Raw genomic sequence first — 21,397 nt, 5'->3', positions numbered from 1 at the left:
ATGGGCGAGAACCTGACCCGCGGACCGGACACGGCAGCGAAGCTGCCCGCCGCCGAACCGCGCCCCGCCGCCGCACCGAAGATCGTCGGGATCGTCTGGGGGCTGTTGGTCCTCAACACGCTCGGCTCCGCCGGGGCGAAGACCATCGTCCCGCTGCCCCGCTCCCTCATCCAGATGGTCACGATGGGCTCGCTGGTCGCCGCGTTCGGCCTGGCACTCCTGGTCAACCAGCGGGTGCGCGTCCGGTCCAGCGCCTACGTGCTGCTGCTCAGCCTGCTGCTGGTGTCCAGCGTGATCTCCAGCGCGAGCCTGGAGTCCGGGATGGGCGCGCTGTTCCGCTGCTTCCGGCTGACCCTCTTCGTCGGCACCCTGTGGCTGCTCAGCCGCTGGTGGGACGGCAGCCTCACGTTCGTCCGGTACCACATCCGGGCGTACTTCGCGGTCCTCGGCTCGGTGACCCTCGGCCTGCTCGTCTCCCCGGGCAAGGCCCTGCCCGGCCTCTACGGCGGGCGCCTCGTCGGCGCGCTGTGGCCGCTCACCCCGCCGCAGATCGGGCAGTACGCGGCGGTGATCATCGGGCTCACCGCGCTGCTCGTCATCGGCAAGCGGACCGACCGGACCAGCGCCGTGCTGGTCATCGTGCCGTCGCTGGTGCTGCTCGCGCTGACCCACACCCGGACGGCCACGCTCGGCCTGCTGCTCGGGCTGACGCTGGCGATCGGCTCGCTCATCCTGACCAGCGGCGCGGCCCGCCGCTTCTTCACCTGGGCGGTGCTGATCTCGGTGGTGGCCGCGGTCGGTTTCGCCTCCGCGCTGCAGACGTGGTTCCTGCGCGGACAGAGCCAGGAGAACTTCTCCAGTCTCACCGGCCGGGCCAAGGTCTGGAACGCCCTGCTGGCCGAGCCCCGGTCGACCGCGCAGCAGCTGTTCGGCGTGGGCCTGGGCGACAAGTCGTTCGGCGGGCTGCCGATCGACAACAGCTGGCTGGCCGTCTACAACGAACAGGGCCTGATCGGTGTCACCCTCGTCGCGGTGATCATCGTCGTGCTGGGCGGTGTCGCGCTGCTGCGCCCGCCGTCGCTGCAGCGGGCCTGCGCGATCTTCCTGATCAGCTACTGCGCGATCGCCTCGTACACCGAGGCAGGCCTCGGCGACGCCTCGCCCTATCTGCTCCATCTGGCCCTGGCCGCCTCGCTGTTGGCGGCACCCGCCCGGGCCGTTCCGCTCGCGCTGCCCGAAGCCCCTCGACGGCGCGTCCCGCGCTGGGCCCGTGGATCGGAGGTGAACTGAGCATGCACGTCCTCGTGGTGCACAACCGCTACAACTCGGCGCAGCCGAGCGGGGAGAACAAGGTCGTCGACCAGGAGGTGGAGCTGCTGCGCGCGGCCGGCCACCGGGTCGAGCTGTTCGAGCGGCGCAGCGACGACATCGGTGCCCGCTCCCTCCTCGGCAAGGTCGCGGTACCGCTCCTGGTGCCGTGGAACCCGGCCGTGCGCACGGAACTCGCCGCGAAGCTGCGCACCGAGCGGCCGGACGTGGTGCACGTCCACAACGTGTTCCCGCTCCTGTCGCCCGCGGTCCTCGCCGCCTGCGCCGACGCCGGAGTGCCCGCCGTCGCCACGCTGCACAACTACACGCAGGTCTGCCCGCCCGGCACACTCCAGCGCGACGGCCGGCCCTGCACCGAGTGCGTCGGCTCGACACCGCTGCCCGCCGTCCGGCACGGCTGCTACCGCAACTCCCGCCTCGCGACCGTGCCGCTCGCGGTCAGTCTGTCGGTCAACCGGCGGCGCTGGTGGACCGGCGTGGAGCGCTTCCTGTGCATCTCCGCCGCGCAGCGCGACGTCCTGGTGCGCTCCGGCATGCCGGCCGAACGCCTCGCGGTGAAGCACAACTTCGTCCCCGAACCCGGCATCCGACGGGAGGGCGGGGGCGAGCAGGTGCTCTATCTCGGCCGGCTCGCGGAGGCCAAGGGCGTACGGCTGCTCATGGCCGCGTGGGACGAGGTCGCGGCGACCGGCGGTGTGGGCGTCCCGCTCGCGATCGCCGGCACCGGCCCGCTGGAGAAAGAGGTCACCGCCTGGGCGGCGGGTCGCGACGACGTGCGCTACGTCGGCCTGCTGGATCCGGCCGAGTGCCGCAAGGCCATCGCACGGTCCGTCGCAGTCGTCGCGCCCTCGACCTGGCTGGAGGCGTTCGGCCTGGTGGTCGTGGAGGCGATGGCGGCCGGGGTGCCGACCGTCGCCGCCGGTCACGGCGCCTTCGTCGAACTCGTCGAGGACGGCGTCACCGGGCTGCTGCACAAGCCGGGCGACACCGCCTCGCTCGCGTCCGGCATCCGCCGGATCGCGGCCGACCCGGAGCGCAACCGGGGGATGGGCGAGGCGGCCCGGCGCCGCTACGAGCAGGGATTCAGCCCGGCCGTCGGCCTGGAGCGCCTGCTGGAGGAGTACCGCACCGCGATCGCGGGGCGGTCAGCACTGGCTCGCGGTGGGGACACCCACGCGGGCAGGGGGGATGGGGACAGCACATGACACGATGCCGACTCTGCGGCTCGGAAGCGATGGCGAGCGTCGTCGACCTGGGGGCGACACCGCCGTGCGAGAGCTTTCTCGCCGCGGACCGACTGGATCTGCCGGAACCGGCGTACCCGCTGCATCTGCGGGTGTGCACCGACTGCTGGCTGGCACAGATACCGCCGCTGATCACGCCGGAGGAGACGTTCAAGGAGTACGCGTACTTCTCCTCCTTCTCGACCTCCTGGGTGGAGCACGCGCGCATCTTTGTCGACGGTGCGGTGGACCGTCTCGGCCTCGGCTCCGATTCCTTCGTGGTCGAGGTCGCGAGCAACGACGGCTACCTGCTGCGGCACGTGGTGGACCGGGGGATCCGCTGCCTGGGCATCGAGCCCTCGGTGAACGTCGGTGCCGCGGCCCGCGAGGCGGGTGTGCCCACGTTCACGGACTTCCTGAGCCCCGACACCGGCTCCGCCGTCCGCGCCGAGCACGGCCCGGCGAACCTGGTCGTGGCCAACAACGTGTACGCGCACATCCCCGACGTGGTCGGCTTCACCCAGGGCCTGCGCTCCCTGGTCGCCGACGACGGCTGGGTCTCCATCGAGGTGCAGCACCTGCTGACCCTGATCGAGGAGAACCAGTACGACACGATCTACCACGAGCACTTCCAGTACTACACGGTCGCCTCCGCGATCCGGGCCCTCGCCAGCGGCGGACTCGCCCTTGTGGACGTCGAGTTGCTGCCCACGCACGGCGGCTCCATCCGCCTGTGGGCCCGCCCGGCCGAGGTGGCGGGGGAGCCCTCACAACGGGTGGCCGACGTGCTGGCCCGCGAGAAGGCCGCCGGGCTGCAGGAGCTGGCCGGGTACACCGAGTTCTCCGCCCGGGTCGCCAAGGTGCGCCGGGACCTGCTGCGGTTCCTCATCGACGCGGCCGACCGCGGCGAGACGGTCGTCGGCTACGGCGCCCCCGGCAAGGGCAACACCCTGCTCAACCACTGCGGCATCCGCCCCGACCTGCTCGCGTACACGGTCGACCGCAACCCGTACAAGCACGGCCGGTTCACCCCCGGCACCCGCATCCCGATCCTGCCGCCCGAGCAGATAGCGGCCGACAAGCCGGACTACGTCCTCGTCCTCCCCTGGAACCTGCGGGCCGAACTGGTCGAGCAGCTGTCCTTCGTCCACGAGTGGGGCGGTCGGCTCGTCTTCCCCATCCCGGAACTGAGCATCGTCGAGGCGGCGCAGTCGAAAGAGGTCACAGCATGAAGGTCGTCCTGTTCTGCGGCGGTTACGGGATGCGCATGCGCAACGGAACCTCCGACGACGTCCCCAAGCCGATGGCGATGGTCGGGCCGAGACCCCTGATCTGGCACGTCATGCGCTACTACGCGCACTTCGGGCACAAGGAGTTCATCCTGTGCCTCGGCTACGGCGCCCACCACATCAAGAACTTCTTCCTCAACTACGAGGAGACCGCCTCCAACGACTTCGTACTGCGCGGCGGGCAGACCGAGTTGCTCTCCACCGACATCGCCGACTGGACGATCACCTTCGCGCAGACCGGCATCGAGTCGCCCATCGGGGAGCGGCTGCGCCGGGTGCGCCACCACCTGGACGGCGACGAGATGTTCCTCGCCAACTACGCCGACGTGCTGACCGACGCCCCGCTGCCGGAGATGATCGACCGCTTCGCCCAGCGCGACGCCGGCGCGTCGATGATGGTCGTACCGCCCCAATCCTCGTTCCACTGTGTGGAGTTGGGCGAGGACGGACTGGTGGGCGGCATCACCGCGGTGAGCGACATGCCGCTGTGGGAGAACGGCGGCTACTTCGTGCTCCGCCAGGAGATCTTCGACCACATACCGGAGAACGGCGACCTGGTCGCCGACGGATGTTCCCAACTCGCCAAGCGGGGACGGCTGGTGGCACACCAGCACCGCGGCTTCTGGAAGCCGACCGACACCGTGAAGGAGCGGGCCGCGCTCGACGAGGCCCACGCCCGGGGCGACCGCCCCTGGGCCGTCTGGGAGCAGGACAGCGCGGGGGTGCGTGCGTGATCAGGCTCGGAGCCGGCCGACTCGACCGGATCGTCGTCGTGGGCGCCCACTGCGACGACATCGCCATCGGCGCCGGCGGCACCCTGCTGACGCTCTGCCGGGCCCGGCCCGGCGTCCGCGTCGACGCGCTGGTGCTCTCCGGCGGCGGCAGTGAGCGCGAGCAGGAGGAACAGGCCGCGCTCACCGCCTTCTGCCCGGGCGCCGACCTGCGGCTGACCGTGCACAAACTGCCGGACGGACGGCTGCCCGCGCACTGGGAGGAGGCCAAGGCCGCCGTCGAGGAACTGCGCGCGCAGACCGAGCCCGAGCTGGTCCTCGCCCCGCGCACCGACGACGCCCACCAGGACCACCGCGGCCTGGCGAAGCTGATGACCACCGCGTTCCGCGACCACCTCGTGCTCGGCTACGAGATCGTCAAGTGGGACGGCGACCTCGGCCGGCCGGCGGCCTACCAGCCGCTGGAGACCGAGACCGCCGAACAGAAGGTGCAACTGCTGCAGGAGCACTACCCCTCGCAGCGCCACCGCCCGTGGTACGACCGGGAGGCCTTCCTCGGCCTGGCCCGGATCCGCGGTATCGAATGCCACGCGCGCTACGCCGAGGCCTTCGCCGTCACCAAACTCACGCTCAACCTGGGGGGTTGAACACCTTGCGCGTACTACTGACCGGACACCAGGGATATCTGGGCACCGTGATGGCACCCGTCCTCACCGCCGCCGGACACGAGGTCGTCGGCCTCGACTCCGGCCTGTTCGCCGACTCCGTCCTCGGCCCGCAGCCCGCCGACCCGCCCGGGGTGCGGGTGGACCTGCGTGACATCACGGCCGAGCACGTGGCCGGGGTGGACGCGGTCATCCACCTGGCCGCGCTCTCCAACGACCCGCTCGGCTCGCTGGCGCCGGAACTCACCTACGACATCAACCACCACGCGTCCGTACGACTGGCGAAACTGGCCCGCGACGCGGGAGTCCGGCGCTTCCTGTACGCGTCGACCTGCTCCGTCTACGGCGCCTCCGGCGGCGACGACCTGGTCACCGAGGACGCCCCGCTGCGCCCCGTGACGCCGTACGCGGAGTCGAAGGTGCGGGTCGAGGACGACGTGCACGCGCTCGCCGACGACGACTTCACCCCGGTCTTCATGCGCAACGCCACCGCCTTCGGCTACTCGCCCCGGCTGCGCGCCGACATCGTGCTGAACAACCTGGTCGGCCACGCGCTGCTCTCCGGCGAGGTGCTGGTCCTCTCCGACGGCACCCCCTGGCGCCCGCTGGTGCACGCCGCCGACATCGCACGCGCCTTCACGGCCGCCCTGACCGCCCCGCGCGAGGCGGTCCACGACCGGGCGTTCAACATCGGCAGCGAGATCAACAACGTCACCGTCGCCGAGATCGCCGAACAGGTCGCCGAGGCGGTGTCCGGCGCGAAGGTCGTCATCACCGGGGAGAACGGCGCCGACCCGCGGTCCTACCGCGTGGACTTCTCCCGCTTCCGCACCGCGATCCCCGACTTCGACTGCGAGTGGACGGTGAAGCAGGGCGCCCTCGAACTCGCCGACGCCTACCGGAAGTTCGACCTGACCCGGGAGGACTTCGAGCAGCGCTTCACCCGCCTCGCCGTGCTCAAGGCGGCCTCCGGGGCCGGCACCGTCGACGACACCCTGCGGTGGCGCCGATGACCGCAGTCGGCGAGGAGATGCACGCACTGGTGGAGCGGCTGTACCCGCTCTGCCGGAGCATCACCGGCGACGGCGTGCGCGCCACCCTGGACATCGTCGGCGAGTACGTCCCGTTGCAGGTGCACGAGGTGCCGACCGGGACGCAGGTGCTCGACTGGACGGTTCCGCAGGAGTGGAACATCCGGGACGCGTACATCGCCGACGCCACCGGCCGGCGCGTCGTCGACTTCGCCGCGTCCAGCCTGCACGTGCTCGGCTACAGCGTCCCGGTGTCGAGGACCATGCCGCTCACCGAGCTGCGCGAACACCTGCACACGCTGCCGGAGCACCCGTCCTGGGTGCCGTACCGCACGAGTTACTACAAGCCGGAATGGGGATTCTGCCTGGCCCAGGAGACCCTGGACGCGCTGCCGGACGGCGAGTACGAGGTCCGCATCGACTCGACGCTGGAAGACGGCCACCTCACCTACGCCGAGCACGTGGTCCCCGGACAGGTGGCCGACGAGGTCATCGTCTCCTGCCACACCTGCCATCCGTCGCTGGCCAACGACAACCTGGCCGGCATCGCGGTCGCGACCTTCCTCGCCCGCGCGCTGGCGGAGCAGACGCCGTACTACACCTACCGGTTCATCTACGCGCCCGGCACCATCGGGGCGATCACCTGGCTGGCCCGCAACGCGGAACGGGTGGACCGGGTCAAGCACGGCCTCGTGCTGGCCTGCGCGGGCGACTCGGGGCAACTGACGTACAAACAAAGCCGACGCGGCGACGCGGAGATCGACCGCGTGCTGCGGCACGTACTGGCCGCGTCCGAACGCCCGCACCGAGTCGACGAGTTCACGCCGTACGGCTACGACGAGCGGCAGTACTGCTCACCCGGGTTCAACCTCGGCGTCGGGTCGCTCAGCCGGACCCCGTACGCCGGGTACCCCGAGTACCACACCTCGGCGGACAACCCGGACTTCGTCTCCCCGGAGGCGATGGCCGACACCCTCGCCGTCTGCCGCGAGGCGTTCGCCGTTCTCGACCGCAACCGGCGCTACCTCAACCTCAGCCCCTACGGCGAACCCCAGCTGGGCCGGCGCGGGTTGTACGACGCGCTCGGCGGGCGCAGCGACACCAAGCAGGCCCAGATGGCCATGCTCTGGGTGCTCAACCTCTCCGACGGCGAGCACAGTCTGCTGGACGTCGCCGAGCGGTCCGGGCTGCCGTTCGACAGCGTCGCCGGCGCGGCCGACGCCCTGCACGAGGCCGGGCTGATCAAGACATGACGCAGACGACGGCGAGACCGGCCCGGTCCGCCAAGCGGGCCCTCGTCGGCCGGCTGTCCTGGGGACTGGCCGACCAGGCGGCCTCCAGCATCAGCAACTTCGCGGTGGGCATCTATGTGGCCCGCTCGCTGGGGGTGACCGCGTTCGGCGTGTTCAGCCTCGCCTGGGTGACCTACGGCGTGGTGCTCAACGTCTCCCGCGGCCTGGCCACCGACCCGCTCGTGGTCCGCTTCAGCGGAGTCCCGGAGGCGTCCTGGCGCGGGGCGGTGGCCCGCTCGACGGGCACCGCGCTCGGCGTCGGCACGGCCCTCGGAGTGCTGTGCCTGGCGGCGGGCCTCGGCCTCGGCGGCCGGGTCGGGCCCGCCTTCGCCGCCCTCGGTCTCATGATGCCGGGGCTGCTGCTCCAGGACGCCTGGCGGTTCTCGTTCTTCGCCGCCGGCAACGGACGCAAGGCGTTCGTCAACGACATCGTGTGGGGCATCGCCCTTGTCCCCGCCATGGTGGTGGCGGCCCACGTCGGCACCGTGGCCGCCTTCGTGCTCGCCTGGGGCGCGTCCGCCACGGTCGCGGCGGGGTACGGCTGTGTCCAGTCCGGCATCCGGCCCCGGCCGGCCCAGGCCCGCGGCTGGCTGCGCGAACAGCGTGACCTCGGCTACCGGTACCTGGTCGAGAACGTCAGCCTCAGCGGCGCGAGCCAGCTGCGGGCGTACGGCCTCGGCGTGATCGTCGGAGTGAGCGCGGTGGGCGCGGTGCGCGGCGCCGAACTCCTCCTCGGCCCTTTCCTCGCCGTACTCATGGGGCTCTCGCTGGTGACCGTCCCCGAGGCGGCCCGCGTGCTGCGGCAGGCCCCGCACCAACTCGGCAGGTTCTGCCTGATGCTCGGCGGGGGACAGGCCGCCGGAGCCCTGCTCTGGGGTGCGGCGCTGCTCCTGATGCCGGGCCGGCTCGGCGAGTTGGCGCTCGGCGACGTCTGGCACTCCTCCTCGCACCTCATCGTGCAGATCACCCTCAGCGTCGCCGGAGCGGGCCTCGGCACCGGCGCCGCGGCCGGACTCCGCGCGCTCGGCGCCGCCCGCCGCAGCCTGCGCTGCCAGCTGTTCGCCTCCGCCTGCTACGTCGGCGGCGGCCTCGGCGGGGCGGTCCTCGGCGGTACGGCCGGCTCGGCCTGGGGCGTCGCCGCCGCGACCATCAGCGGCTCGGCCGTGTGGTGGCTGCAACTGCGCTCCGCCCTGCGCGAGCACCACCGCGAACCCATCCCCGAAGTGAGGACCTCATGACCGACCGACCGAGGCTGAGCATCGGCCTGCCCGTGTACAACGGCGAGGAGTACCTGGCCGAGTCGTTCGACGCCCTCCTCGGCCAGACCTACGAGGACTTCGAACTGGTCGTCTCCGACAACGCCTCGACCGACGGCACCGAGGCCATCTGCCGCAAGTACGCCGCGCAGGACTCCCGCATCCGCTATATCCGGCTGCCCCGCAACATCGGCGCCACCCCGAACCACAACCACGTCTTCGCCGAGTCCCGCGGCGAACTCTTCAAGTGGGCCTCGCACGACGACCTCTACGGCCGCGACCTGCTGCGGCGCTGCGTAGAAGCGCTGGACGAGCGGCCGGACGTCATCCTCGCCCACACCGACCAGGCGGTCATCGACGGCGACGGCCAGGTGACGGTGCCCTACGAGTACACGCTCGCCACCGGCTCCCCGAGCGCGCCCGAGCGCTTCCGCAGTCTCCTGTTCGAGCCGGGCGGCGACGACTTCTACGGAGTGATGCGCGCCGACATGCTGCGCCGGGTGAAACCGATGGACAGCTACCACCACGCGGACCGCACGTTCGTCGCCGAGATCACCCTGCACGGACGCTTCCACCAGGTCCCGGAACTGCTCTACTTCCGCCGCGACCACCCCACCCGCGCCGAACGCGCGAACCCCTCCAAGCGCGCCCGCTGCGTCAACCTGGACCCGCGCCGGGCGGGCGCGCTGCATCCGACGCCCCGGCTGCTCGCCGAGTACGTCTGGGGCTTCGCCTCCGCGATCCGGCGGGCACCGCTGTCCCCGTCCGACCGGCGCGCCTGCTACCGCCACCTGGCCTCCTGGATGACCAGCCGGGTCCGCCCGGGCGCCGGCGAGCGGGTCGAGGACCGCGCCCCGGTCGACCCCGCCCAGCTCACGGTCTCCGTCGATGCCCTGGTCGCCGGCCGTGAAGGGAGGCACGCATGACGTCCGCGCCCGAACTGCCGGTGCGCGTCGGGGTGTTCGGCCTGCTCGGCTCCGGCAACCTCGGCAACGACGGCTCGCTCGAAGCCGTCCTCGCATACCTCCGCGCCGACCACCCGGACGCGGTCGTGGACGCCCTGTGCGGCGGCCCCGAGGCCGTGACCGCCCGCTTCGGGATCCCCGCCACCCGGATGCACTGGAACCGCGCCGAGTACCGCACCGCGTCCCGCGTGGGCTCGATCGCCGCGAAAGGGCTGGGCAAGTTCGTCGACATCTTCCGCACCGCCGCCTGGGTGCGCCGCCACGACGTGGTGATCGTGCCGGGCATGGGCGTCCTGGAAGCCACCCTGCCGCTACGGCCCTGGGGCTTCCCGTACTCCCTGTTCCTGCTCTGCGCGAGCGGCCGGCTGACGCGCACCCGCGTCGCGCTGGTCAGCGTCGGTGCCGCAGAGATTCGCAACCGGCCCACCCGCGCCCTGGTCCGCTGGTCGGGGCGGCTGGCCGCCTACCGGTCCTACCGGGACGCCCAGTCCAGGGACGCGATGCGGGCGATGGGCGTGGACACCGCACGCGACGAGGTCTACCCGGACCTCGCCTTCTCCCTGTCGGCACCGCCGTCGAGCCCGCCCTCGGACACGCCGGGCCCGGTCTGCGTCGGCGTCATGGACTTCCACGGCGGCAACGACGACCGCGCCCGCGCCGACGAGATCTACCGGCGCTATCTCGACGGGACGATCCGGTTCGTCCGCACGCTGGTCGAGGAGGGCAGACCGGTCCGGCTGCTCACCGGCGACCGGTGCGACGCCACGGTGGTCGCCGCGATCCTCTCAGCCGTCGACTCACCGTTGGTCACCGCGGCCGAACCGGCCTCCCTGGACGACCTGATGAACGAGATGGTGGCCGCCGACACCGTGGTGGCGGTCCGCTACCACAACCTGATCTGCGCGCTGAAGACCGGCACACCGGTGCTCGCGCTCAGCTACGCGGCGAAGAGCGACGCGCTCATGGAGCGGATGGGCCTCGGCGCGTACTGCCACCCGGCGCGCGAGGTCGACGCCGACAGGTTGCTGGAGCAATTCCGGGCGCTGGAGAAGCGATCGCCCGAACTGCGGCAGACCCTCGCCGAGCGGAACCAGGCCGCCGCACGCCAACTGGACGACCAGTTCGGCTCGTTGACCGCGGCCGTGTTCCCCGCGACCCACCACACCCACGCCCGCCAGGAGTCTCCATGAAAGCCACCGAAGTCCCGGAGATCGCCGGCGCGTACCTCTTCGAGCCGACGCCGTACACCGACGAACGCGGCTTCTTCTGCCGCACCTTCGACGCCGACGTGGTCCGCTCGGTGGGCCTCGATCCGGACGCCTTCGTCCAGGACAGCCTGTCCCGCTCGGTCCGGGGCGTGGTGCGCGGCCTGCACCTGCGCTCCGGCGCGGGCGAGGCCAAGCTGGTGCGCTGCTCGTACGGGCGGATCTTCGACGTCGTCGTGGACCTGCGGCCGGATTCTCCGACTTACCGTAATTGGACCTCCTTTGAACTCACAGGAGAATCACAACCAACTCTTTACATTCCCGCGGGATGCGCGCACGGTTTTCAGGCACTGACCGATACCGCCGACACCTCGTACCGGATCGACCGCCCGCACGATCCGGCCGAGGACGTGACCATCGCGTTCGACGACCCGGAGCTCGCCATTCCCTGGCCACTGCCGGTCGCCCTGATGTCCCAACGGGACCGGGAGGCGCCGAGCCTCGCCGAGGTCCTGAAGCACAGAGAAAGTTGAGGTCCTCGTGGACACCGAAGTGCTTGACCTGCCCCTGTCGCGGACAGCCAACGAACGGCTGCACGCGTTGATCCCCGGGGGCGCTCACACCTACGCCAAGGGCGACGACCAGTACCCGGAGAACCTGGCCCCGGTCATCAGCCACGGCAGCGGTGCCCACGTGTGGGACGTCGACGGCAACCGCTACATCGAGTACGGCTCCGGCCTGCGGTCGGTCAGCCTCGGCCACGCCCACCCGCGCGTGATCGAGGCGGTGCGGCGGGAACTCGGCCGCGGCAGCAACTTCGTCCGGCCGTCCATCGTGGAGGTCGAGGCCGCGGAGCGCTTCCTGGCCACCGTGCCGACGGCGGAGATGGTGAAGTTCGCGAAGAACGGCTCCGACGCCACCTCCGCCGCGGTACGCCTCGCCCGCGCCGCCACCGGCCGCACGCGGGTGGCCCTCTGCTCCGACCATCCGTTCTTCTCCGTCGACGACTGGTTCATCGGCACCACACCGATGTCCGCCGGTATCCCGTCGACGACCACCGAGCTCGTCGCGACCTTCCCCTACGGCGACCTGGCCGCCACGGAGGAGCTGCTCGCCCGGTACCCGGACGAGATCGCCTGCCTGATCCTCGAACCCGCCACCCACACCGAGCCGCCGCCGGGCTACCTCGCCGGCCTGCGCGAACTGGCCGACCGGCACGGCTGCGTACTGATCTTCGACGAGATGATCACCGGCTTCCGCTGGTCCGAGGCGGGCGCCCAGGGCCTCTACGGCGTCGTCCCCGACCTTTCCACCTTCGGCAAGGCGCTGGGCAACGGATTCGCCGTCTCCGCGCTGGCCGGGCGCCGCGAGCTGATGGAGCGCGGCGGGCTGCGCAACTCCGGCGACCGGGTCTTCCTGCTGTCCACCACGCACGGCGCCGAGACGCACTCCCTGGCGGCCGCGATGGCCGTGCAGACCACCTACGTCGAGGAGGGCATCACCGCGCGGCTGCACGCCCTCGGCGAGCGGCTGGCGGCCGGTGTCCGCGACGCCGCGGAGGCCATGGGCGTCGGCGACCACGTCGTCGTCCGGGGCCGGGCCAGCAACCTGGTCTTCGCCACCCTCGACGAGAACGGGCAGCCGTCGCAGCAGTACCGCACCCTGTTCCTGCGCCGGCTCCTCGCGGGCGGGGTGCTCGCCCCGTCCTTCGTGGTGAGCAGCGCGCTCGGCGACGAGGACATCGACCGCACCGTCGATGTGGTGGCCCAGGCATGCGTGGTGTACCGGAAGGCACTGGACGCCGCCGACCCCACCCCCTGGCTGGCCGGGCGGGCGGTGAAGCCGGTGTTCCGTCGCCTTGCGTGAGGCGACGTCAGAGGGGCTCGCGCCGACCGGCGTCGGCCGTCCGACGGGACCGGCGGTCGCCCAGTGGGCCGGCCGCCCGGTCGACCAGCCACGCGGTCGCCGGAATGACCGCCAGCGCGGTGCACCAGCCTCCGAGCGCGTCGGTCGGGTAGTGCGCGCCGAGCCCGACCTCCGCCCAGCCCATGACCGCGCCGGCCACCAGCCCCGCCGCCAGCACGAGTGACGTACCGGCCGCCCTCCCGAGGCCGAGCCGGTCCGTCGCCAACAGCGCCGCCATGACGGCGAGCGCGGTGGCGAAGGCGGTGTGCCCGCTCGGGTAGGACAGGTTGCCGGGCCCGTGGATGGTCCGCCCCACCACATGCTTGAGCAGCGTGGTCGTCCCCACGGTCGCGCCGGCGCCGGCGACGACGAGCACGGCCGCCCGGGGAAGCCGAAGCACCAGGCAGCCCACCACACCGGCCACGACCACCGTCGCCGACCCCGCGGGTTCCCCCAAGAAGTCCAGGACCAGGGCGACTTGGCGCCACGGCGACCCCACGCTGTCCGCCGTCGGCGGGCGGATCCAGCTGTCCACCGCACCGGGTGCGCTGTGACCGGAGTACAGCACCCCCAGCACCACGACCACCAGCGCGGCGAGCACCGCGACCAGCCCGAGCCGGGGACGCAGCGACGGCGGCAGCACCGCGCGCGCCGCGAACTCGCCGGGGCCGGTTTCCAGGTCTTCTCCTGCCGCACGATCCAACGCGAGCCCCCCGTCGTGTCCCCTGCGCGAGCCATCAGCACCCTAACTCCTGGGCATCGAGGACGCGCAGATGAGGAGATTGCGGGCGGCTGGACTCCGCCAGGTGGCAACGGCGGTGGAGGGGTACGAGTTCGGGCTGCTGGGGGCGCCGAGAAGGACGGCAGTGCGGTCTCGACGACCTCATCGACGCGCTGTGGGAAGAGCCGCCGGGCAACGCGGTGCGCTCGGTGCAGACGTACGCCTACCGCATCCGTCTCTCGCTGGGCGAGGAGCGGTCCCGGCAGGAGACCACGCAGGGCGGATACCGGCTCGACATCCCGGAGCGGGCCGTCGACGCCCCGCGCTTCGAGCGGCTCGTCCGTGACGGCGAGGAACTGCGGGCCGCCCGGCAGACCGGCCGCGCGCTGCGCGCGTTCGACACCGCGCTCGCACTGTGGTCGGGGAGCCGCCGTCCGGGGTGCCCGGTCCCCACGCCCAGCGGCACCGCCGGCGGTTCGCCGAGCTGCGGCCGAACGCCCAGGTGGCGCGGCTGGGTGCGCCGGGGAACTGGGCGAGCACGCCCGGGTGGCGACGGAACTGGTCTCCCTGATCGCCGACCGTCCCCTGCGGGAGGACCTGCACGCGCTCCGCATGCGCGCCCTCCACCGCGCCGGGCGGGCGGCGGAGGCCCTCGCGGTCTATGCCGCCGTCCGCGACACGATGGTTGCCGAGAGTGCGTACCGAGGCGGTCGCGCGCATGGAGGAACAGCACCACCGCCTCGAAGAACTCGTCACGGCGGTGCGAGGCGCACTGGACGCACCCGCCGCCGACCCCCGGCCGCCCCTCGCCGAGCAGGTCGCGGATCGGCTCACCGAACTGGGCTCGGTGTCGAGCGCGCACATGGACGTGGAGGAGAACACCGTCCTGCCGCCGGCCGCCGAACATCTGAGCGTCGCCGAATGGGGGGAACTCGGCGAGATCGGCCTGGCGAAGCTGGACAAGAAGCATCTGCTGCGCGCCTTCAGTGCGTTGATGGCCGTGGCGACTCCCGAGGAGCAGCGGACGCTCCTCACCAACGCCCCGGCCCCCGCCCGCCTCCTCTGGCGCCTCTCCGGCCGCCGCGCGCACGCCCGCAGGGAGGCCCGTCTGCGCTCGGGCCACGGGGGCTGAGCGACCGTGGCTCATGTCGGCGCGGAGTTGCTTATGGTGAGGCATGTTGCGTGAGAAGCAACGTCAAACCCGGGGTTCGCCTGTCCTCTGGATGCCTTGACAAGGGTTTGGGGGCGCCCTCAAACTGGCGTTGCGCTTACCGCAATCCGTTTCGCTATACGCACCGAGGTGTCATGATGATTCCCGCGTGCCTTCTCGTGGATCTGCCGCGAGGCGAGGCCTACCGGCTCGACATCGATCCGCCGGTTTCGGTGTTCCACACCGACGACGGCGAGGTCTTCGCCATCGACGACACGTGCACTCACCAGGACGCCTCGCTCGCCGACGGCTGGCTGGAGGGCTGCGAGGTGGAATGCCCGCTGCACGCTTCGAAGTTCGACCTGCGGACGGGAGCGGTCGACGCCCCGCCGGCCAAGCGCCCGGTGCGTACCCATGAAGTGCTCGTCCAGAACGGCATGATCTACGTCGTGCCGTCCACGGACGCCCCGAACCTGCCGCCCTGCGTCGCGTCCCGGCTCGCCGGCGGACCCGCGTGAGGACCGTGGCCGTGGTCGGCGCCTCGCTGGCCGGGCTGTCGGCGGCACGCTCGCTGCGCAAACAGGGCTACGACGGACGGCTCGTCGTCATCGGCGACGAACCCCATCGCCCGTACGACAGACCGCCGTTGTCCAAGGAGTTCCTGGCCGGAACGCTCGGCGAAGCCGATCTCCTGCTGGAGACGGACGGCGAGGACCTGCGCGCGGAGTGGCTGCTCGGCGCCCGTGCCGTAGCCCTCCAGGTGGACGGCGCGGAACGGGTGTTGCTGCTCGACGACGGCCGGGAGGTCCGCGCCGACGGGGTCGTCCTGGCGACCGGCGCGGCGGCGCGGAACCTGCCGGGCACGGACGGCCTGGCCGGCGTCCACACCCTGCGCACCCTGGACGACGCCCGCGCCCTGCGCGAGGAACTGGCCCTGGGCGGACGGCTGGTGGTGATCGGCGGCGGCTTCATCGGCGCCGAGGTCGCCTCCACCGCGTACGCCCTCGGGCTCGACGTGACGGTGATCGAAGCGGCACCGACCCCCCTCGCCGGCCCCCTCGGCGAAACCATGGGCAGCATCGTCTCCGCCCTCCACGAGGCCCACGGCGTACGGCTGTTGTGCGGTGTCGGGGTGAAAGGACTGAGCGGAGAGACCCGCGTCGACGCCGTGCTGCTGGAGGACGGACGCACCGTCCCCGCCGACGTCGTCGTCGTGGGAGTGGGCGCGCGCCCCTGTGTCGAATGGCTCGAAGGCTCGGGCGTCGAGCTCGACAACGGCGTCAAGTGCGGTGCGGACGGCCGTACCGGCGTCGCCGGCGTGGTCGCCGTAGGAGACTGCGCGTCCTGGTACGACCCGCGGGCCGGGTTCCATCGTCGGGTCGAGCACTGGACCGGTGCGCGGGAGCGGCCCGACGCGGCGGTGGCCGCGCTGCTGTCGTGGGGGGCGGCGGAACCGGGGGTGCCCCGGCCGCCGTACTTCTGGTCGGACCAGTACGGCGTGAAGATCCAGTTCGCCGGTCACGCGGCCGGTGCCGACAGTGTGACCGTCGAGGAGGGCGCCCCGGGCGACCGGAGTTTCCTCGCCGTCTACCGGCGCGGCGGGCAGCCGGTCGCCGTGCTCGCGATGGACCAGCCGCGACTGTTCACCCGGTGGCGCAAGCAGCTTGCCGCCAGGGTGAGTTGACCCGTACCTACGCCGTCCGGAGTCGCTCTTCCCGGCGCGTGACCGACCGATCCACGACGTTCTCCGAGGAGTGCACTGTGACCTCGACCAGCCTGCCGGACAGCCTGATCGCCACCCTGCCCGGCTCCTCCTACACGGACCCGGCCGTCTTCACCCAGGAACAGGAACGCATCTTCGAGACGATGTGGTTCTGCGTCGTGCGTTCCTCGGACCTGGCCAAACCCGGGGCCTTCCGGACCGTGGACGTCGGCCGCGAGAGCATCCTCGTCACCCGCGCCCGCGACAACTCCATACGCGCCTACTTCAACGTCTGCCGGCACCGCGGCGCCAAGCTCTGCACCGAGGAGGCAGGCGAGGTCAAGCGGGCCTTCCAATGCCCGTACCACGCCTGGACGTACGACCTGAACGGCAAGCTCGTAGCGGCCCCCAACCTCACCAAGATGCCCGATGTCGGCCGCACCGAATTCGGCTTGGTGAGCGTCGCCGTCCGCGAATGGCTCGGCTATGTGTGGGTCAACCTGGCGGAGAACCCGCCGTCGTTCGACGAGGACGTCATCAGCGAGGTCGTCACCCGGCTCGGCGACGTGGAGTCGCTGGAGCACTACGACATCGACCACCTCTCGGTGGGCCGGCGCATCGTCTACGACGTCAGGGCCAACTGGAAGCTCATCATCGAGAACTTCATGGAGTGCTACCACTGCGCCACGATCCACCCCGAACTCACCGAAGTACTCCCGGAGTTCGCCGACGGCTATGCCGCCCAGTACTACGTCGGCCACGGCGCCGAGTTCGGCGAGGAGGTCCAGGGATTCACCGTCGACGGCTCGGAAGGGCTCGACCGCATCCCGGGGGTGAGCGAGGACCAGGACCGCCGTTACTACGCGATCACCATCAAGCCGCAGGTCTTCATCAACCTCGTCCCCGACCACGTGATCTTCCACCGTATGTACCCGGTGGCCGTCGACCGCACGATCGTCGAGTGCGACTGGCTCTACCTCCCGCACGTCGTCGAGAGCGGCAAGGACGTCACCCGGTCCGTGGAACTCTTCGACCGGGTCAACCGCCAGGACTTCGAGGCCTGCGAGCGCACGCAGCCCGGAATGAGTTCACGGATGTACGCCAAGGGCGGGGTGCTGGTGCCCAGCGAGCATCACATCGGCGCGTTCCACGACTGGGTGAACGAGCGCCTCGGGGGACCGCAGGGGTGACGCGGGCTCAGCCCAGGTAACCCATGCGGTGGCTGATCTCCTCGGCGCCCTTGACCAGGATCGGGGCGAGTTCGTGCAGCCGCTCCTCGGTGAACCGGTAGGCCGGTCCCGAGGCGCTGACCGCCGCGATGACCTCGCCGTCCCGGTTGCGCACCGGTGCGGCCACGGCGTGCAGCCCGACCTCCAACTCCTCCAGCGTCCAGGCGTATCCGCGCTCCCGGGCCTCGGCGAGGTTCTTCTCCAGCTTCGTCTTCGAGGTGATGGTCTGCGGGGTCACCTTCTTCAGGCCTGCCTCCGACAGCAGCGCGGCGCGCTCCTTCGCAGGCAGGTGAGCCAGCAGGACCTTGCCGCTGGAGGTGGCGTGCAACGGGGTCAGTTCACCGACCCAGTTGTGCGCGGTGACGGCGCCGGGGCCGCGGACCTCGTACAGGTTGATCGCGTACTGCTCCTGCATCACCGCGATGTTGACGGTCTCGCCGATCTCCTCGGCGAGGCGCTCGCAGACCGGGCGGCCCTGCTGGGTGATGTCGATCCGTCCGGTGACCGCACCGGCCAGCCGGACGATCCCGAAGCCGAGCCGGTACTTGCCGCGCTCACCCGCCTGCTCCACGAGCCCGCGCGCCTCCAGAGCGCCGAGCAGCCGGAACGCGGTCGACTTGTGCACGTCGATCTCGCCGGCCACCTCACTGACACCGGCCTCGCCGCGCTGCGCGAGAATCTCCAGCACGCTGATGGCGCGGTCCACGGACTGCACCCCGCCGGACTGCGAACCTGTCGTTTCAGTATCTGGACTGTAGTTGCTCACAGCGAAACTATACGCGTAGTACGCTACAAGGTGTTTACTGTGGAGACTCTGACCAGGTCTTTTCGGTTGGTAGCGGATGATTCATGTACCGGGAGGCACCCCGCTTCTACCTGCGAGTTCCCGGAAGTTCCCGCGAGAATGTGCGCTGATTGTGCACGGGGTCCGGGTGGCGGGGGAGACGATCAGGTGGAGGGCGGCGGTTCCCGCGGCGCCGATCCTTTGCCGGCATGCGCATTGATGGCCTTGCGGAAGGAACTCCGGGTCGGTGCCGTCCGGTCGCGACAGCTCACTGCTCTTGTTCGGATAGAACGCTCCGGAAGTAGGGGTGTTGGTCGATCGCAGGATTCGGTAGGTGGGCCTGACTGAGGGCGTTCTCGGACAATTCCCTTAGTGGCACTGCCTGTTGTGGCGGTGGAGATGCCTTCGGGCTTGGCCGGTGCGGGTGGTGTCCTCGGTCGGGCGCCGGCTGCGGATCGTGGACGGCACCCTGGTCCCGGTCCGCGACCGGTACGTGGGCTCCTCGTCACGCACCTACCGGTTCCCGGCGAACGCGCGGGTCATCGTCGATGCCGACCCGCGTCTGGTGATCGCGGCGGCCCGGCCGGTACCGGGCACCAGACGCGCGCGCCCATGCGGCGTGCCTCCGGCCCGGCCGAGTACTGCCGGGTCTCGACCGTGCCGGGCGACGGCGTCTGCGTCAACTGCGGGATGGTCACCCCGCACCGCAGACGCCCCCATCGGGCCCTGCTGGCGGGCGAGGAAGAGGGCAACGCCGCCCACCGCAAGGTCCGCGCGCGGGTGGAGCATGTGATCGGCCGGATGAAGAACTGCCAGGCGTCAGCCCGTCTTCCGGCCCCAGGTCGGCCCCACCAGTTTCCACTCCGTGTCCCAGGAGTCGATACGGCGCTGGTTCAGCCGGTACCGCACCACGGCCCCGGTGCCGAACGCCAGACCCGCGAGGGCGAGTGCCGCGGTCAGGCCCAGGACGGCGGACTCGAGAGTCGCCTCGGTCCGGCTCGGCGGTTCGATGGTGAGAGCGCCCGCGGAGTCCACCCAGACCACGACCTTGGATCCTGCCTTCTTCCCCGTCTCCACCAGCGTGCTGCCGGTACGGCGGGTGCCGTCGGCGGTCGTCCAGCGGACCTTCGCCTTGATCAGGTCCCGGGCTCCGCCGACCGTCGAGGTGGGGGAGGGGGTGTCCGTGAGGAGCACCGCTTGTACCGAGTGCCGCTCGGTGCGCTGCGCGGAGAACACCTCGTCCGCGGCGTGGAACGTCACGAGGCCGGAGAGGGCGCCGCCCACCAGGACCACCGCCCACATCACCAGGACGATCCAGGCCTCGACGATGTCGTCGTGCCGGCGCAACGGGTTGCTCCGCAGCCGCCACAGCCGCTTCTTCAGACGTCGGTTCCTGCCCACGGGTCCGCACCTCCTCGGCATGGTCTCCCTTACGAACGTGTCAGTCCGGAGTGCGGGGTGGCATGGGCCGAAGAGGGACTGCCGGGTACCCCATCGGCACCTCGTCCCGGGCCCGGACGGGCCGTTCAGCCCGCTGCGGCGGAGGCGCCGCCGGGCTCCGGCCCGGCGGACAGGGCCTTCGACAGCCGCGCGTGGATCTCGAAGGCATCGCCGAGCCGGGCGTGGTGCAGGATCCGCAGGAAGCCCGTCCTGCCGGTGACGAGCCGGAGGCGTCCTCCCCGGGCCGCGGTCCGGTTCCGTGCCCGGCACAGGACGCCCAGCCCGGCACAGTCGATGAACGACACGGCGCGCAGGTCCAGTACGAGATCGGGGCAGGGGCCCGCGGTCAGCGCGTCCAGACGGGCCGACAGCGGCTGCCCCGTGAGGAGGTCGATCTCGCCGTGCAGCTCCACGACGGTCGTCCCGGCGATCACGCGTTCCGAGGAGCGCAGCGTGGCACTGGTGTGGATCTCGGTCATGGTACGAGCCAATCGGCCGACTGGTCCCGCCGGGAAGGGCCGACCGGACCTGTCCACATGTTCGACCTGGGCCGTTCGGCCCGGCCCGTGGCCACCCGGTCGCGACGACCCCGTCCGGCCGCCCGATGAGGGCCGACCGGCCCAAGCGGGGAGAAACGGACCCCGACACGCTGGACGTGCGGGGGGCAGTCGACCGAGTGGGGAAGGAACGTCATGAAGGGCTATGTCTTCCACGGGCCGGGTCGGTCCTCCTGGGACGACGTCCCGGATCCGGGTATCAAGGATCCCACTGATGTGATCGTGCGTGTTGATGCCGTCACGATCTGTGGAACCGATCTGCACATTCTGAAGGGTGATGTGCCCGAGGTGCGCCCGGGGACGGTGCTGGGTCATGAGGCGGTGGGGGAGGTGGTGGAGGCGGGTTCCGACGTGCGTACCGTGCGGCCCGGGGACCGGGTCCTGGTCTCCTGCATCACGGCTTGCGGGCGTTGTGTGTACTGCCGTCGGGCCATGTACGGGCAGTGCCGCGGTGGCGGGGGCTGGATCCTGGGGCATCTGATCGACGGTACGCAGGCGGAGTACGTGCGGGTCCCGCACGCGGATCTGTCCGTCCATCCGCTGCCCAGCGCGCTGGATGCCAGGGACGCGGTGCTGCTGGCGGACATCTTCCCCACCGGGTACGAGGTGGGTGTGCTCAACGGACAGGTGCGTCCCGGTGACACCGTCGCTGTGGTCGGTGCCGGTCCGGTGGGGCTGGCGGCGATCGCCACGGCGCGGTTGTTCTCGCCGGAGCGGGTCGTCGCGGTGGATGTGGCCGCTGCCCGGCTGGAGGCGGCGAAGCGGTTCGGTGCGGATGCGGTGGTGGATGCCCGTGAAGCTCCCGAGCAGCTGGTCGCCGATCTGACCGGCGGGATGGGGGCGGACGTCGTGATCGAGGCGGTGGGGGTGCCGGAGACGTTCGAGCTGTGCACGCGGATGGTGCGTCCGGGTGGTCATGTCGC

The 21,397-nt window shown here is 71.3% G+C and carries 21 protein-coding genes and 3 pseudogenes; 20 read left to right on the top strand and 4 right to left on the bottom strand.

Annotated elements, in window-relative coordinates; translation table 11 throughout:
• The 12 genes from AB0I51_RS20340 to AB0I51_RS20285 are packed head-to-tail and all read left to right on the top strand — an operon-like array spanning position 1 to position 12,852.
• On the top strand, positions 1 to 1,290 hold the full coding sequence (locus AB0I51_RS20340; RefSeq protein ID WP_362976972.1) for an O-antigen ligase domain-containing protein: 1,290 nt from the start codon (positions 1 to 3) through the stop codon (positions 1,288 to 1,290).
• A gap of 2 nt (positions 1,291 to 1,292) precedes the next feature.
• Complete coding sequence (locus AB0I51_RS20335; RefSeq protein ID WP_362976970.1) at positions 1,293 to 2,534, top strand: glycosyltransferase family 4 protein; 1,242 nt, start codon at positions 1,293 to 1,295, stop codon at positions 2,532 to 2,534.
• On the top strand, positions 2,531 to 3,784 hold the full coding sequence (locus tag AB0I51_RS20330) for a class I SAM-dependent methyltransferase (RefSeq protein ID WP_362976968.1): 1,254 nt from the start codon (positions 2,531 to 2,533) through the stop codon (positions 3,782 to 3,784). Before AB0I51_RS20335 ends, AB0I51_RS20330 begins: the two co-directional genes overlap by 4 nt.
• Positions 3,781 to 4,575, top strand: a complete 795-nt coding sequence (locus tag AB0I51_RS20325) for a sugar phosphate nucleotidyltransferase (RefSeq protein ID WP_362976966.1) — start codon at positions 3,781 to 3,783, stop codon at positions 4,573 to 4,575. The genes AB0I51_RS20330 and AB0I51_RS20325 overlap by 4 nt, the downstream gene beginning before the upstream one ends.
• A complete protein-coding gene (locus AB0I51_RS20320) occupies positions 4,572 to 5,219 on the top strand; it encodes a PIG-L deacetylase family protein (protein ID WP_362976964.1) in 648 nt (215 codons plus the stop codon). Before AB0I51_RS20325 ends, AB0I51_RS20320 begins: the two co-directional genes overlap by 4 nt.
• A 5-nt stretch (positions 5,220 to 5,224) precedes the next feature.
• A complete protein-coding gene (locus AB0I51_RS20315; RefSeq protein ID WP_362977298.1) occupies positions 5,225 to 6,250 on the top strand; it encodes an SDR family oxidoreductase in 1,026 nt (341 codons plus the stop codon).
• Positions 6,247 to 7,521, top strand: coding sequence for a DUF4910 domain-containing protein (locus AB0I51_RS20310; protein WP_362976962.1), 1,275 nt, complete (start codon positions 6,247 to 6,249; stop codon positions 7,519 to 7,521). The genes AB0I51_RS20315 and AB0I51_RS20310 overlap by 4 nt, the downstream gene beginning before the upstream one ends.
• Positions 7,518 to 8,798, top strand: coding sequence for a hypothetical protein (locus tag AB0I51_RS20305; protein ID WP_362976960.1), 1,281 nt, complete (start codon positions 7,518 to 7,520; stop codon positions 8,796 to 8,798). The genes AB0I51_RS20310 and AB0I51_RS20305 overlap by 4 nt, the downstream gene beginning before the upstream one ends.
• Positions 8,795 to 9,742: a glycosyltransferase family 2 protein gene (locus AB0I51_RS20300; protein WP_362976958.1), complete on the top strand. Its 948-nt coding sequence runs from the start codon at positions 8,795 to 8,797 to the stop codon at positions 9,740 to 9,742. The genes AB0I51_RS20305 and AB0I51_RS20300 overlap by 4 nt, the downstream gene beginning before the upstream one ends.
• A complete protein-coding gene (locus AB0I51_RS20295; protein ID WP_362976956.1) occupies positions 9,739 to 10,971 on the top strand; it encodes a polysaccharide pyruvyl transferase family protein in 1,233 nt (410 codons plus the stop codon). Before AB0I51_RS20300 ends, AB0I51_RS20295 begins: the two co-directional genes overlap by 4 nt.
• A complete protein-coding gene (gene rfbC, locus AB0I51_RS20290) occupies positions 10,968 to 11,519 on the top strand; it encodes a dTDP-4-dehydrorhamnose 3,5-epimerase (protein WP_362976954.1) in 552 nt (183 codons plus the stop codon). The genes AB0I51_RS20295 and rfbC overlap by 4 nt, the downstream gene beginning before the upstream one ends.
• Before the next feature lie 7 nt (positions 11,520 to 11,526).
• The gene (locus AB0I51_RS20285; RefSeq protein ID WP_362976952.1) at positions 11,527 to 12,852 is read left to right on the top strand and encodes a glutamate-1-semialdehyde 2,1-aminomutase; all 1,326 of its coding nucleotides are present in this window, start codon (positions 11,527 to 11,529) and stop codon (positions 12,850 to 12,852) included.
• Between the two features lie 7 nt (positions 12,853 to 12,859).
• Here AB0I51_RS20285 and AB0I51_RS20280 read toward each other — a convergent pair whose 3' ends face one another.
• Positions 12,860 to 13,594 carry a phosphatase PAP2 family protein gene (locus AB0I51_RS20280; protein WP_362976950.1) on the bottom strand — a complete coding sequence of 245 codons (735 nt, stop codon included), beginning with the start codon at positions 13,592 to 13,594 and terminating at the stop codon, positions 12,860 to 12,862.
• Positions 13,595 to 13,812: 218 nt separating this feature from the next.
• Between AB0I51_RS20280 and AB0I51_RS20275 the strand changes: the two are divergent.
• The 6 genes and pseudogenes from AB0I51_RS20275 to AB0I51_RS20250 form a co-directional block, all read left to right on the top strand.
• Positions 13,813 to 13,986, top strand: a pseudogene (locus AB0I51_RS20275) (hypothetical protein); the annotation flags it as partial.
• Positions 13,955 to 14,245 (top strand): annotated as a pseudogene (locus AB0I51_RS20270) (BTAD domain-containing putative transcriptional regulator); the annotation flags it as partial. The pseudogenes AB0I51_RS20275 and AB0I51_RS20270, both read left to right, overlap by 32 nt.
• A 61-nt stretch (positions 14,246 to 14,306) precedes the next feature.
• On the top strand, positions 14,307 to 14,744 hold the full coding sequence (locus AB0I51_RS20265; protein WP_362977318.1) for a hypothetical protein: 438 nt from the start codon (positions 14,307 to 14,309) through the stop codon (positions 14,742 to 14,744).
• A 173-nt stretch (positions 14,745 to 14,917) separates the two neighbouring features.
• The gene (locus AB0I51_RS20260) at positions 14,918 to 15,280 is read left to right on the top strand and encodes a bifunctional 3-phenylpropionate/cinnamic acid dioxygenase ferredoxin subunit (protein ID WP_362977296.1); all 363 of its coding nucleotides are present in this window, start codon (positions 14,918 to 14,920) and stop codon (positions 15,278 to 15,280) included.
• On the top strand, positions 15,277 to 16,446 hold the full coding sequence (locus tag AB0I51_RS20255; protein ID WP_362976948.1) for an FAD-dependent oxidoreductase: 1,170 nt from the start codon (positions 15,277 to 15,279) through the stop codon (positions 16,444 to 16,446). Before AB0I51_RS20260 ends, AB0I51_RS20255 begins: the two co-directional genes overlap by 4 nt.
• A 77-nt stretch (positions 16,447 to 16,523) precedes the next feature.
• The gene (locus tag AB0I51_RS20250) at positions 16,524 to 17,654 is read left to right on the top strand and encodes an aromatic ring-hydroxylating dioxygenase subunit alpha (RefSeq protein WP_362976946.1); all 1,131 of its coding nucleotides are present in this window, start codon (positions 16,524 to 16,526) and stop codon (positions 17,652 to 17,654) included.
• A gap of 7 nt (positions 17,655 to 17,661) precedes the next feature.
• Here the strand turns inward: AB0I51_RS20250 and AB0I51_RS20245 are convergent, their stop codons facing one another.
• Complete coding sequence (locus AB0I51_RS20245; RefSeq protein ID WP_362977294.1) at positions 17,662 to 18,408, bottom strand: IclR family transcriptional regulator; 747 nt, start codon at positions 18,406 to 18,408, stop codon at positions 17,662 to 17,664.
• 514 nt (positions 18,409 to 18,922) lie between these two features.
• Here AB0I51_RS20245 and AB0I51_RS20240 point away from each other — a divergent pair.
• A pseudogene (locus AB0I51_RS20240) lies at positions 18,923 to 19,287 on the top strand (IS5/IS1182 family transposase); the annotation flags it as partial.
• Between the two features lie 9 nt (positions 19,288 to 19,296).
• Here the strand turns inward: AB0I51_RS20240 and AB0I51_RS20235 are convergent.
• Both AB0I51_RS20235 and AB0I51_RS20230 read right to left on the bottom strand, forming a co-directional pair.
• Entirely contained in the window at positions 19,297 to 19,878 is a 582-nt protein-coding gene (locus AB0I51_RS20235; protein WP_362976944.1) for a hypothetical protein, read from the bottom strand.
• Between the two features lie 125 nt (positions 19,879 to 20,003).
• Complete coding sequence (locus tag AB0I51_RS20230) at positions 20,004 to 20,396, bottom strand: STAS domain-containing protein (RefSeq protein ID WP_362976942.1); 393 nt, start codon at positions 20,394 to 20,396, stop codon at positions 20,004 to 20,006.
• A 213-nt stretch (positions 20,397 to 20,609) separates the two neighbouring features.
• Between AB0I51_RS20230 and AB0I51_RS20225 the strand changes: the two genes are divergently transcribed.
• On the top strand, positions 20,610 to 21,397 hold a 788-nt coding region (locus AB0I51_RS20225), incomplete at its 3' end, for an alcohol dehydrogenase catalytic domain-containing protein (protein ID WP_362976940.1).

This window comes from Streptomyces sp. NPDC050549, assembly GCF_040655035.1.
In the GTDB taxonomy this organism is placed as follows: domain Bacteria; phylum Actinomycetota; class Actinomycetes; order Streptomycetales; family Streptomycetaceae; genus Streptomyces.
The sequence above is the reverse complement of the archived record's forward strand: the minus strand, read 5'-3'. Positions and strand labels throughout refer to the sequence as shown.